Here is a 13,229-nt window from a genome sequence, read left to right as displayed (position 1 = left end):
AATTATATGAATCGGCACTTTATGCGTACCCCAACAGCTCTTGCGGTCGCTTTAGTAATATCGTCAGGAATGGTTCAGGCCAACGAAGATGAAACCGTTGTTGTTATTGGGCAACAGCTTGAAGATAGCTCAGTAGGGCCTGATTTTAGTTATGTTGGATTGAGTAGTCGTACGGCAACCAAAACAGATGTAGCGATAGGTGAGACACCTCGTGCTATTTCGATTGTGACTCGTGAGCAGATGGACGATAGAGCGTCGATCAGTATTGCCGATGCACTGCAGTACACGCCAAGCATTCAAGCAAACTATTTTGGTGAAGATAACAAGCAAGATTGGTTTGTTATCCGCGGCTTCAAGCAGGCAAACAGCGGTTTGTATCAAGACGGAACGCGTTTGTACTCATCCGGTTTCTACAGCTGGCAAATCGACCCGTTTGGTTTGGAGCGTGTAGAAATCTTACGTGGTCCAGGATCAGCGTTGTACGGCCAAACCCCTCCAGGTGGTGTTATTAACGTAATAAGTAAGCGTCCACAGTTTGATGGTGGTTCTGGTCAGTTTGCGATTGAATACGGTACTGACGATCGCAAGCAAATCAGTTTAGATGTGAACACTGAAGTTAATGACAAAATGGCATTCCGCCTACAAGCGCTTGGTCGTAAAAATGGTAGCCGTGTCGATGGTGTAGAAGCTGAACGCATTTTTATTGCGCCTTCTCTGGCTTACAAATTCACAGACGACACCAAAATTACGCTACTCACTAGCTACCAAAAAGATGATTCTGATCCGTATCTGCAATTCTTGCCAATGGAAGGGACGTTAACGTCGAATCCAAATGGAAAAATCAGTGATAGCACTGCGGTAGGTAATACAGATTGGGAAACGTTCGAGCGCGAACAACTGTCAGTAGGTTACGAATTTGAACATCATTTCAATGACAGCACTTACTTCATGCAGAACACGCGTTACAGCAAGATGGACATTAACCTTCGTCAAATGTACTCGCTTGGTTACGCTAAAGATTACGGCTTAGGTGTTTATGACCCAACAGATAGTAAAATCCTGCGTGGTGCATCAACGGAGGAAGGTACGTCTGACGCATTCAATATCGACAACCGTGTTATACATACCTTTAAAACAGGGGTTGTAGAACATACGTTACTTGCTGGTATTGATTACCAAAACATCGATATTGATAGTAAAGATTATGCTGCAGACCCATTTGTTGCTGATGGCAATAGTTCTATCGGTATTCCAGTACCTGGAGTGGGCTTAGTTTCAATCGCTAACCCATTGTTTGACGTGTTTAATCCATCGTATAGCAATAACGTTACTCTGCTTGATTCAAACTTTAGTGTTATTGACGAATCTGATCGCCAAACCACCAAGACCAAAAACAATCAGCTAGGCCTGTATCTACAAGACCAAATGATGATTGCCGATAAGTGGGCAGTGCAGATTGGGGTCCGTTACGATGATTCTCAAAATAAGACACATAACACGACAACAGGTGCTAAGACCAAGGTTGATAACGAAGAGTGGACAACTAACTTCGGTGTTGCTTATCTAATGGATAGCGGCTTTACACCTTACGCAAGCTACGCACAATCATTTAACCCGATTATTCAACTAGACGTAAATGGCGACCCGGCTAAACCAGAACGCGGTGAGCAGTACGAAGTAGGTTTGAAATACCAACCGCGTAGTTTCGATGGTTACTTCAACATTGCCGCATTCGAAGTGTCGAAAGAAAACTTAGCGCGTCAGGTTGCCGGTCAACTCACTCAAATCGGCGAAGTTCGTAACCGTGGTATTGAACTAGAAGCGGTTGCAAACGTAACGGAAGAGTTGACGTTAATTGGTAACGTGTCATTCATTGATTCTGAAATTACTGAAGATGCAAACAGCAGTTATGTGGGTAATACACCATCGCAAATTGCTGACCAACTGGCTTCGGCTTGGGCAAACTACCGCTTCTTGAGTGGTCCTCTCGATGGCCTAACAGTGGGTGCTGGTGCTCGTTACGTTGGTGATTCTTACGCCGACAATACAGAAACTAATGTTGTTCCTTCATACACACTGTTTGATGCAACTGTCAGCTACCGTATTGAAGACTACAAGTTCCAAGTCGCTGCAAAAAACCTAGCAGACAAAGAGTACGTTGCAACGTGTGATTTCTACTGCTTCTACGGTGACCGCCGTAACGTAATTGCGAGCGTAACCTATGACTGGTAACCACCAGCCTTTGAACACTCTGCCCGATGGGCAGAGTGTTTCTTTAAGTGAGGCACAAGACAGTTACTGCGTTGAAGTAAGTTCCGGTGTGGTTGAAGTGGTGCGTGAAACAAACCAGTTTTGGCGCCTAACCCAAATGACAGCGTTAAACGCGGAGCAACTTACTGCTTTTGCACTCCTGTTCTCAGCTAACCCAGATATTCGAACTATTGAACTCGGATTGTTTAAAAGTGAAGTGTTGGATTCTTTGTGCTTTGAAACTGGCGAAGGCTTAAAGGTGCTATGGCGTGAAGCCATTATGCAAATTCCTGAACTTTGGCTTAAGAATCGACATCAAACGCTTTACCCCCATAAACAAATCCTCGATGCGGCAGGCTATCACCCCGCTAGGCCAAAGCCCTTATTGGGTGAGTTGTATCGTCGTTATATTCCTGATCTTAACGCCGTTCTCACTCTAGAAGGCTTAGATGTCGACAAGCACTTAACCTTCTTCAATAAGTGGCAAAACAGTCACCGGGTTGCGAATTTCTGGGAGCAAACGGGCTCACTGGAAGAGCACAGAACTTATCTAGAAGAGTCGATTAAAAACAATAAAAATCAGCTTCTTATTGTGTGTTTAGACAATCAGCCTTTTGCCTACATCGAAGTGTATTGGACCAAAGAAGATCGAATCGCACCGTATTACGCTGCAGGTGATTATGACCGTGGAATCCACATGCTGGTAGGGGAAGAGTCTCACCGTGGCGCTCATAAAGTTGCGGCTTGGTTACCCTCGGTTTGTCATTTCATTTATTTATCCGATCCCCGAACTGAAAAGATTGTCAGTGAGCCACGAGCCGATAACGACAAGATGATCGGGTATCTACAAAAATACGGTTTTGCCAAAGTTAAAGAATTTGAATTTCCGCATAAGCGTGCGGCTTTGATGTGTCAGTTGAAAGACAGCTTCTTCAGCAACGAGTTTTAGCAGTTAATTAGTCAGTGCTGAAAAAGGGAGTCGGAATAGGGTGCTTTGTACCCAAAAATTATCATGAGGTTATACATGACGAAACAAATTAAGGAATATGATGTTCTCGGAGTAGGCTTTGGTCCTGCTAACTTATCGATAGCTATTGCACTAGAAGAGCAGGCTAAAGATAAAGGCTTAAGTTATTGCTTCTTGGAGCAAAAATCTCATTTTGAATGGCACGGTGGTATGTTGCTTGATGGAACAAGAATGCAAATATCGTGTTTGAAAGATCTGGTGACATTGCGGAATCCAACGAGCCCTTACTCATTCGTTAACTATTTGCACACCAAAGATAGGCTTAACGCTTTCATTAACCTAGGCAGTATGAATCCTTCTCGCCTCGAGTTTAATGACTACCTAACGTGGGTCGCTAATCAGTTCTCAGATCGAGTGAATTACGGCCAACGAGTCATTGATATTGAGGCTATTGAAGAGAATGGTCTTAGTTCTAAAGTGAAAGTCACGTCTACCGATATCCACGGTAATCAAACGGTTCGAATTGCGAAGAACCTTATTGTTGGTATGGGCGGTATGCCAAAGCTTCCTAAACAGTTTGAAGGTCATGATAACGAACAAATCATTCACTCCTCGAAGTACAAAGCGTGGCGTGAAACGTTTAAGGGAAATTCAAAGCCTAAAATCGCAATCGTGGGCGCAGGGCAGAGTGCCGCTGAAATATTCGTTGATCTGACGAACCGTTACTCAGACGGTGAAGTTCACATGGTTAACCGCCGCTTTGCATTGCACCCAGCTGATGACAGCCCGTTTGTAAACGAGGTGTTTGACCCTGAATTTACCGACCACATGTATGAAAGCACGCAAGAGCAACGTGACCACATTCTGTCCCGTTTTAGCGCGACCAACTATTCAGTTGTGGATACAGAAGAACTCAACGCGATTTATGAGCTACTTTATTTGCAGAAAGTAACGGGTGAAGGTAAACATCAACATCTACGTTGCCATGACATCCAAGAAGTAGCAATGAAAGACGACAAAGTAGCGTTGCGACTGAATGACACGATCAACAAGACGCAAGCATGGAATGAATATGATGCGATCATTCTTGCTACCGGTTATCGATACGATGAGTTCAATCAAATGCTTAGCTCTATTGAACCCTTGATTGATAGCAAATCGGTAGGGCGTTCATACCAATTAGACATGAAGTCAAATTGCGAAGTTAAGATTTTCCTGCAGGGTTGCTGTGAGTCTTCACACGGTCTGAGTGATACACTGCTTTCTGTGTTGGCTGTGCGTTCTAAAGAAATCGTCGATGCGCTTCTTTGTAGCTCTAATAAAGCGGCAGAGACTGAAAAAGTTTAGTTGCTGTAGACTGTAGACTTTAAATGTTCGCTATTGAACGCCGAGATTTATTCTCGGCGTTGTTACTTGCCTCATTATCCTCTGCTTTATTGATCTTTAATTGCTCATTTGTCGATAACTGTATTAGTTCTGTAACAAGGGAAACTGAATTAAATCAGATTGTGTTTATCTCTTGAGTTATCTTGCGTTCAAACAGAGCAACTATCGCCTTTAAATCAAACAACTAGGCGCTGAATAAAACTATCAATACGATTTATTGCAGCAGTTGTTGAGCGCAAAGCCTATATTGACTAGAATGACGCACTTTTTTTATTTACGTACATACAGGTAATGAACATGAGCGATACTAATTCAAGACCAGCTTTACCAGATCATCTTGCAGGCAACCCACGCAGCCCACACCATGTGGCTGAGTGTTTCGAATACCCAATCGGTATTCGTCTAAATGGTAAAGAGCGTACTGATGTTGAAGAATACTGCATCAGCGAAGGTTGGGTTAAGATCCCTTCTCCAAAAGCGCTAGATCGTTTTGGCCAGCCAATGCTTATTACTCTAAAAGGCACTGTTGAAGCTTTTTACATCGAAGCATAATCACTTCGTGTGACTAGCTAATACTTCGTGTCATTAGCTAATGTTTGTCTAATTAGCCAACATAAAGTCACCAAGCGTTATTACCTAAAAGGGTCTAGAGAAATCTAGACCCTTTTTGTTTTTCAATTGTATTAGGCTTATTACCTTTACCAAGCGATACCTGCACCAATTGAGAACTCCAAGTCCTCACCTTCTGCTTTGTCGAAACCAGCTGTAACAACAAAGCCACTGTCCATAATGTAGGTTGCGTCTAAGCCGCCAACTTGTTTCGTTGAGCTATCAGAGAGTTCGCGGTTCTCAAGGGTAACGTCTGTATGTGTCCGCTTAATGCCGTATCCCGGTGTGATGTATAAATTTTCTGTGATACCAATAGGGGCGTGAAACTGATATTCATTGTCGCGCTGTTTATATTCGTATGAACCTTCGTCTTCGTTGTAAGCTGAACGTGTAAACTCAATGCCATAACCTACACTTCCCGGACCACGGTATTTGATGTAAGAAGCAGACCAATCTCGCCATCCACGTTCTGCAGAGAGGCCAAATGTAATCGCTGTTTCCTCTTGGTTTTGTTCAAAGGCTTGTACGTTAGACATCGGGAACAGCAAGACAGCGGCTAATGTCAGAAGGGGAAGCTTTTTGATGGTCATTGGATCTCTCGCTTATGTATACAAAATATCGGCGAATTCAAAGTATTGAACGCCAGTAGATTAGTAACCTAGTCCGGATCTTCCTTGAGCTTTTTATTAGTATTTTCTTTGTAGATGTTTTTGAAGGGCATCCTCTTGGGTTTGAGGATGCCGTTTTGATATGGGAATGGCGATAAGTGTTACTTCAAAGTACGTAACTTATTGACCTGCATTTTTGTACGTACTTTAGTTACTTCAGCATGAGATGGCAGGTTATCTTTGATTTTGTTTTTAACCTCAGACATAGGGATGAAATTCCACTTACCATCGTGATACTTAACCACGAATGTCTCGCGGTCTATTTCTTCACGAAACACCCAAACACCATCGTCTAGGCGTTTAAAGTCGCCAATCACGTTTCCGTCGGTGCCTGTTACCGTCCAAAAGTTGTGTCTGGTATCTTTATAGGTATCTTTTTCTGCCGAAATAGTGTGTTCACCTCCGCCAACACTGATGTTTATGTGCTTTAGACCAATCGAAACTTCACCAACACGTATGTCGTCAACGATAATCCCATATGTTGTTTTTCCGCGATAAGTTGATTCCTTAACCGCTGACATCCTTGCGTCTTCGTTTCCTCTATTGAAAAAGGGGATATCACCTAGCTCAGGGATGTGAACAAACCCCAGATCGGCTTGAGCAATTTTGTCTTTTAAAGTTGGGGCATCATGGCCATAGTTCGGATCTGGATTCTCATAACCGCCATCGTTATCTGTATCGTCTAGACCAAAACCAGGATCGATATTTTCATAGCCGTAATCCCCATCGAATTGTGGTTTTTCGGGATCTGAGGTTCCACCGGATGAGCAACCAGCTAGAGCGGCAGTAAGTACAAGAGCGATAAGTGATTTGTTCATGATATTTCCTATCGTTATTTAATTTCGTAAAGGCAATGAGTGGATAACTAATTCCACTAGTCGCTGGCCTGACGCACTTAACGTTGTAAGGCTGCGGCATTGCTTGAGGTTGTACGATACGTAAACATCGATGTTGGATAAATAAACTGAACAATAGATTTAACATCACGGTTGGTTATGTGTTGTCGCCTAGAAAGAACGATGTTGAGTATGAGTTGTGGGCGAAAACTGAGCGTGGAATCATCTTGCATCAGGTGCTTGAGTGGCTTCTTGTTATATAAGTGCGTCAGAACCGGTATTCGCGCGTTCAAATCATGCATCTTATGTTCGTTATTTGTTCACTCGAATTGTTGCCCGTCTCATAAAAACCTTCCAAAAGTAAAATGCGCAAACGAAAATATGAAGCATAGTCTAATTAAATGAAACTAATTTGCTGTATTTAAAGTAATTAATTGTTAATGGCTATCTCTGTCACAGAAAATAATCCTGAAGCACATACAATCCCTCCTGTTTTCGAATGAGCGTAAATTTTTTCGTTCGAGCATTTTATTCTTCCTTCGCCCAATAATATGAGGTTCCTATGTTTGGAATATTCAAACCTATGGCGCATATCGATCGCTTATCATCAGATAAGATTGATAGCACCTACACACGTTTACGATGGCAGCTGTTTCTAGGCATCTTTGTTGGCTATGCAGGTTATTACTTAGTTCGCAAAAACTTCAGTTTGGCGATGCCTTACCTTATTGAACAGGGTTTCAGTCGCGGAGAGCTTGGTGTTGCCTTGGCTGCAGTGTCAATTGCTTACGGCTTATCTAAGTTTTTAATGGGAAGCGTGTCGGATCGCTCAAACCCACGTTATTTCCTCAGCGGCGGCTTGTTAATGTCGGCACTGGTGATGTTCTGCTTTGGTTTCATGCCATGGGCAACAGGCAGCATTACTGCAATGTTTATCCTGCTGTTCTTGAATGGTTGGTTTCAAGGTATGGGCTGGCCGGCTTGTGGGCGAACCATGGTGCACTGGTGGTCACGTAAAGAGCGTGGCGAGATAGTTTCGGTATGGAACGTTGCGCACAATGTTGGCGGCGGATTGATTGGTCCAATGTTCTTATTGGGTCTTTGGGCTTTTAACGACGACTGGCGAACCGCTTTTTATGTTCCTGCATTTTTTGCCACTCTCGTTGCTATTTTCGTTTGGTTTACAGTAAGAGATACACCTCAATCTTGTGGTTTGCCTCCGATTGAAGAACACAAAGACGATTACCCAGATGATTACGATAAGTCTCACGAGACAGAGATGACGGCCAAAGAAATCTTCTTTAAGTACGTATTCTCTAACAAGTTGTTGTGGTCAATTGCTATCGCGAACGCGTTCGTTTACCTGATTCGTTACGGCGTACTCGATTGGGCTCCTGTTTACTTAAAAGAAGCGAAAGACTTCTCAGTAGATAAATCGTCTTGGGCTTACTTCTTGTACGAGTGGGCGGGCATTCCTGGCACTTTATTGTGTGGTTGGATTTCAGATAAGTTGTTTAAAGGCCGACGTGCACCTGCAGGGATCCTGTTCATGGTACTCGTGACTGTTGCTGTATTAGTGTACTGGCTGAACCCAGCAGGCAACCCAACGGTTGATATGCTGGCACTGATTGCGATTGGTTTCCTTATCTATGGCCCAGTAATGCTAATCGGCTTGTATGCGCTTGAGCTTGCGCCTAAAAAAGCGGCGGGAACAGCGGCTGGCTTAACCGGTTTGTTTGGCTACCTAGGCGGTGCGGTTGCTGCCAACGCAGTACTTGGCTTTATGGTTGACCTTTACGGTTGGGATGGTGGTTTCATTATCTTGGTCGGTGCTTGTGTTGCTTCAATAATTTGTCTGATTTACGCGTTCTTAGGTGAGCGTGCACACCACAAACAAAAAGAACTCGAACAACAAAAAGAAGCGTTAACTCAATAGTTTATTAATTAGACAACGTCATACTAATAGACAGTAGAGGCAGGGGATATCCTGCCTCTGTGCTATCAAAGGAATAGATATAATGAAAACAACGTCAATGTGCCTAACTCTTTTAACACTTAGCTTATCAACCAATGCGCTTGCCGATCCTTTAGTGATTGCGCACCGTGGTGCATCAGGCTATCTACCGGAACACACATTACCGGCCAAAGCACTCGCTTATGCAATGAGGCCGGACTACATCGAGCAAGATGTCGTAATGACAAAAGACGATCAGTTGGTGGTACTACATGACCATTATTTAGATCGTGTTACCGATGTTGCAGACCGCTTTCCAGACCGTGCACGAGCAGATGGCCGCTATTACGCGATTGACTTTACGCTTGCTGAGATCAAATCATTAAAAGTAACTGAGGGTTTTAACCTCGATGATCAAGGTAACAGAGTGGCAGGGTACCCAACGCGCTTCCCTATGTGGCAGTCTGATTTCCGTGTCGCTACTTTTGCAGAAGAAATCGAACTGATCCAAGGCTTAAACAAGACGCTCGGTTATGACGTGGGTATTTATCCTGAAATCAAAGCACCTTGGTTCCATCGCCATGAAGGAAAAGACATCTCTAAAGCGGTGCTTGCTACCTTGCAGCAATATGGCTACCTATCTAAAGACGACAAGGTCTATTTACAGTGTTTTGACGCCAACGAATTGCAACGCATTAATGATGAGTTAATGCCAGCCATGGAAATGGATCTTAAACTCGTTCAGTTGATGGCTTACACCGATTGGAACGAAACCATGACTTACAAGGGTGACAAAACCACGCCATACAGTTACGACTGGATGTTTGAGAAAGGTGGCATGGCAAAAGTTGCTACTTACGCTGACGGCATTGGCCCTTGGAAACCTATGTTGGTGGACGATGCATCGACCAAAGGAAACATCATCATTAAGCCGTTAATGAAATCGGCAAAAGATGCTGGTTTAGACGTACACCCTTATACGTTCCGTGCTGATCCAGGAAAAATCCCAAGTTATGCTGATAACTTCGATGGCATGTTGGATGTGTTTTACAACCAAGTCAAAGTCGACGGTGTGTTTACAGATTTTCCAGACAAAGCGGTAGATTTCTTGAACCAATAATTTGTCGCTCATTTAAGAGGCGATAGTAACGAAATACGAAGAGCTAAAAGCACGGTCTAAAGGTGCATTTGGCTCTTCTTGTATTAGCCTAAAAGTCCAATTCATATTCTTCTTTCTCAGCCGACATTTTGATAATCACTCGGTTTACAGTAATAACCGGACTTGATAGTTTGCTCTCAATATAATCAACTGCTTAATCTATAAGTACTTATTGGCTCAAACTTATATTGAATTTGGAAAAATCATGGAAGAAAGAAGCAAAGCTTATCTCGATAGCTACCTCAGCACATTGCCAGCGGACGTTGCTTCGCAATACACCTCTTTTAGTTCTGACTATTACTGTGCTGATGAATACAACGCCAACCTGTGCGCACAGCTAATACTTAAAGGCGAAAAGCAGGCGTCTTGCAGTCTAGAGTATTGGTACAGCAATGAAGATGAAGTTATGCCTGTCGTGGGGCATTTGCAAGTCGTCACCGATTGGGATGGCAAACCAGTTTGCATTGTTGAGGTAACTTCGGTGTCGTTGTGCAAATACAATGAAGTGACGGCTGAGTTTGCTGCTGCTGAAGGTGAGGGGGACAAAACTCTAGAGTGGTGGAGAAAAGCGCACTGGAACTTCTTCTCACGTGAATGTGAAGAGCTCAAAATCGCGCCAACTGAAGACATGTTACTTGTACTAGAGCGATTTAAAGTGGTTTATCAATAGTAAAGTAAGCGTGAGTGTTATGTTGAACCATAATGCGTGGCACTTTGGCCTAAATTTGACCAATACAAGATAACTAACAATCACAAGGAGAGTGATGTGAAAATAGCGATATTGGATGACTATCAGAACGTCGTTAAAGACCTCGATAGCTTCAACAAACTCGAACAACACGATGTCACTGTATTTACAAAAGCTTATTCAGAACAAGAGCTCTGCGCTAAGTTGATCTCATTTGAAGCCATTGTGCTCATTCGAGAAAGAACCGAGATCACTGAATCGCTCTTATCAAAACTTCCCAACCTCAAACTGATTAGCCAGACGGGTAAAGTGAGTAATCATATCGACCCGAAAATGTGCGAACGATTCGGTGTTACTGTGCTAGAGGGCCGAGGTTCGCCTGTTGCGCCCTCAGAGTTATGCTGGGCGCTGATTATGGCGGCGTCTCGCCATATTCCTACTTACTCGTCAAACCTCAAACAGAGCCAATGGCAAGATTCAGGTTCACTCGGCTTAGGCAGAACATTAAAGGGCTTAAAGCTTGGTATTTGGGGCTATGGAAAAATCGGACGCTGCATCGCCCAATATGCCAAAGCATTCGGCATGAATGTGATGGTGTGGGGAAGTCAAACTTCAAGAGACCAAGCTCAGGCAGATGGCTTTGATGCCGCAACAACCAAACAATCGTTTTTCAGTAGTGTAGATGTGCTTTCTTTGCATCTACGCTTGAATGACGTAACTCGAGGATGTGTTACCGCTGAGGATTTGACCTTAATGAAGCCTGACTCACTATTTGTGAATATCAGTCGAGCAGAGCTGGTTGAGCAAGGCGCTTTATACCGAGAACTGAGTCTGGTATCAACTAAGCGAGCGGCTGTTGATGTGTTTGATACAGAGCCTGCCACCACTGACATTGAACCACTATTATCCTTACCAAACGTCACGGCGACCCCGCATTTAGGCTACGTTGAACAAAATAGCTACGAACTCTACTTTGATATCGCTTTCGATAACATATTGCTCTTTAATGATAGTAACTAATAGGCATATAATCCGCGCGTATTATTCTCGAATATTAGTCGCAAGGTAAAGTTGTATGAGTTTGAATGTAAGAAACGTAACGGTAGATGATGCTCAAGGCATTATTGATGTATTAAACCCAATCATCATTGAAGGGCGTTATACCATCTTAGATCAAACGTTTACGTTGGATGAAGAGAAAGGTTTTATCGAAGCGTTTCCAGTGCGTGGTGTGTTCAGTGTTGCTGTTAATCAAACTAGCAATCAATTGCTTGGTTTTCAGAATGTAGAACCATTTGCTACTTACACGAAAGCCTTTGACCATGTTGGTATCATTGGAACTTATGTTGACGCAAACAGCCGTGGGCAAGGCGTCGCAAAGCAGTTATTTGAACATACATTCGAAGTCGCAAAGGCCAAAGGTTACGAAAAGCTATTTGCTTATGTTCGAGCAGACAACGAACGTGCATTAGCGGTTTATCTTAAGCAAGGCTTTGAAATTATTGGAACAGCCAAGAAACATGGCAAGATTGGCGACCAGTACTTTGATGAGATTCTAATCGAGAAGTTCTTATAAGTACGACTAAAAGTTCGTAACATCATCGATGCAGGAGGCATGATGACTAACTCTACAAAAATAACAGCTCCAATCAAGCTTACAAAGACAGTCTTATTCGACTGGGGCAACACGTTGATGGTCGACTTTCCAGATGCACAAGGGAAAATGTGTGACTGGGAGGTTGTCGAAGAAGTCAGTGGGACGCGCGCGATGCTGGCTGAATTGTCGAAATATCACAACGTCTATATCGCGACCAACGCGGCTGATTCAAGTAAGAATGACATCATCCGTGCGTTTGAACGTGTCGGTTTGTCTCAATATACTGATGGTTACTTCTGTAAGGCGAGTATTGGTTTATCTAAATATGATTCGGGTTTTTATCCCGCTATCATTGGTAAGCTCGGTGTTAAACCACAAGACGTCACCATGGTGGGAGATACCCTCGAAAAAGACATCTACCCAGCGTTAGAAGCCGGCTTGCAAGCAATTTGGTTAAACGCCGAAGGAACAGTGGTTGAGTCAGATCATGCGAACATTGTGCAGATTCAAAGCCTGATCCAACTATTGGAGCACCTCAATGGGTGACCATTCAGATATTTAGCGTCAGTGGTCGTTATCACGTTTAAGAACCGCTCAAATCCTTGCTCTTAAAACATAGCGACGAGCTTGTTTGTTTTGACGTAAACCTCTCATTTATGGCTTATATAATGCTCTAAGCTAAGTTTAGATTTCTAATATAAGGGCTAGGTTATGAGTATCGAACGTCATGGAATATCGGTTGGGATTGAACGTGTTAGCGGTGAAACCATCATCGTGTTTAAAGCGAAAGGAAAGCTGACGCACGACGATTATCAAGCGATGATACCAATCTTAAAAACAACAATAGAAGAGATCGACTCATCTGCATTGAAGATGCTCGTCGACATCTCAACATTAACGGGTTGGGAACTGCGCGCCGCGTGGGACGATTTCAAACTCGGTTTAGAGCTCAACTCGAAGATAGATAAGATTGCTATCTATGGTGATAAAAGCTGGCAAGAAATGGCATCAAAAGTCGGCAGTTGGTTTGTGTCGGGTGAGATTAAGTCATTTGAAGATCATGACTCCGCTGTTGAGTGGCTCGTTGATTAATTCAACCACAGTTCAGTTCTTAT

At 43.3% G+C, this 13,229-nt stretch carries 14 protein-coding genes; 11 read left to right on the top strand and 3 right to left on the bottom strand.

Annotation, left to right across the window (positions count from 1 at the left end; translation table 11 throughout):
- Window positions 1-21: 21 nt before the first annotated feature.
- The 4 genes from IHV80_RS08585 to IHV80_RS08570 all read left to right on the top strand — a co-directional run bounded on the left by IHV80_RS08585 (window position 22) and on the right by IHV80_RS08570 (window position 5,155).
- A complete protein-coding gene (locus tag IHV80_RS08585) occupies window positions 22-2,232 on the top strand; it encodes a TonB-dependent siderophore receptor (RefSeq protein ID WP_192890739.1) in 2,211 nt (736 codons plus the stop codon).
- A complete protein-coding gene (locus IHV80_RS08580; RefSeq protein WP_192888723.1) occupies window positions 2,222-3,199 on the top strand; it encodes a GNAT family N-acetyltransferase in 978 nt (325 codons plus the stop codon). Before IHV80_RS08585 ends, IHV80_RS08580 begins: the two co-directional genes overlap by 11 nt.
- Before the next feature lie 75 nt (window positions 3,200-3,274).
- On the top strand, window positions 3,275-4,564 hold the full coding sequence (locus IHV80_RS08575) for a lysine N(6)-hydroxylase/L-ornithine N(5)-oxygenase family protein (protein ID WP_192888722.1): 1,290 nt from the start codon (window positions 3,275-3,277) through the stop codon (window positions 4,562-4,564).
- 336 nt (window positions 4,565-4,900) lie between these two features.
- Window positions 4,901-5,155, top strand: coding sequence for a DUF3297 family protein (locus IHV80_RS08570; protein ID WP_179946905.1), 255 nt, complete (start codon window positions 4,901-4,903; stop codon window positions 5,153-5,155).
- A 146-nt stretch (window positions 5,156-5,301) separates the two neighbouring features.
- Here the strand turns inward: IHV80_RS08570 and IHV80_RS08565 are convergent, their stop codons facing one another.
- From IHV80_RS08565 to IHV80_RS08555, 3 genes are all read right to left on the bottom strand, one after another.
- Window positions 5,302-5,802, bottom strand: a complete 501-nt coding sequence (locus tag IHV80_RS08565; protein WP_192888721.1) for a hypothetical protein — start codon at window positions 5,800-5,802, stop codon at window positions 5,302-5,304.
- A gap of 179 nt (window positions 5,803-5,981) precedes the next feature.
- Window positions 5,982-6,698 (bottom strand): membrane lipoprotein lipid attachment site-containing protein, encoded by a 717-nt coding sequence (locus IHV80_RS08560; RefSeq protein ID WP_192888720.1) that lies wholly within the window; start codon window positions 6,696-6,698, stop codon window positions 5,982-5,984.
- A gap of 77 nt (window positions 6,699-6,775) precedes the next feature.
- Window positions 6,776-7,018: a hypothetical protein gene (locus IHV80_RS08555; RefSeq protein ID WP_192888719.1), complete on the bottom strand. Its 243-nt coding sequence runs from the start codon at window positions 7,016-7,018 to the stop codon at window positions 6,776-6,778.
- Window positions 7,019-7,278: 260 nt separating this feature from the next.
- Here IHV80_RS08555 and glpT point away from each other — a divergent pair, with 260 nt between their 5' ends.
- The 7 genes from glpT (at window position 7,279) to IHV80_RS08520 (ending at window position 13,206) form a co-directional block, all read left to right on the top strand.
- The gene (gene glpT / locus IHV80_RS08550) at window positions 7,279-8,652 is read left to right on the top strand and encodes a glycerol-3-phosphate transporter (protein ID WP_192888718.1); all 1,374 of its coding nucleotides are present in this window, start codon (window positions 7,279-7,281) and stop codon (window positions 8,650-8,652) included.
- Between the two features lie 82 nt (window positions 8,653-8,734).
- Complete coding sequence (gene glpQ, locus IHV80_RS08545; RefSeq protein ID WP_192888717.1) at window positions 8,735-9,790, top strand: glycerophosphodiester phosphodiesterase; 1,056 nt, start codon at window positions 8,735-8,737, stop codon at window positions 9,788-9,790.
- Between the two features lie 244 nt (window positions 9,791-10,034).
- Window positions 10,035-10,499, top strand: a complete 465-nt coding sequence (locus IHV80_RS08540; RefSeq protein ID WP_192888716.1) for an ASCH domain-containing protein — start codon at window positions 10,035-10,037, stop codon at window positions 10,497-10,499.
- Between the two features lie 96 nt (window positions 10,500-10,595).
- Window positions 10,596-11,537, top strand: coding sequence for a D-2-hydroxyacid dehydrogenase family protein (locus tag IHV80_RS08535; protein WP_192888715.1), 942 nt, complete (start codon window positions 10,596-10,598; stop codon window positions 11,535-11,537).
- Between the two features lie 55 nt (window positions 11,538-11,592).
- Window positions 11,593-12,093, top strand: coding sequence for a GNAT family N-acetyltransferase (locus IHV80_RS08530; protein WP_192888714.1), 501 nt, complete (start codon window positions 11,593-11,595; stop codon window positions 12,091-12,093).
- Window positions 12,094-12,153: 60 nt separating this feature from the next.
- Entirely contained in the window at window positions 12,154-12,660 is a 507-nt protein-coding gene (locus IHV80_RS08525; protein ID WP_192890738.1) for an HAD family hydrolase, read from the top strand.
- 165 nt (window positions 12,661-12,825) lie between these two features.
- Window positions 12,826-13,206, top strand: coding sequence for a SpoIIAA family protein (locus IHV80_RS08520; RefSeq protein WP_192888713.1), 381 nt, complete (start codon window positions 12,826-12,828; stop codon window positions 13,204-13,206).
- Window positions 13,207-13,229: the final 23 nt, after the last annotated feature.

Source organism: Vibrio bathopelagicus (genome assembly GCF_014879975.1).
In the GTDB taxonomy this organism is placed as follows: Bacteria; Pseudomonadota; Gammaproteobacteria; order Enterobacterales; family Vibrionaceae; genus Vibrio; species Vibrio bathopelagicus.
This window is presented reverse-complemented; position numbering and strand designations above follow the sequence as displayed.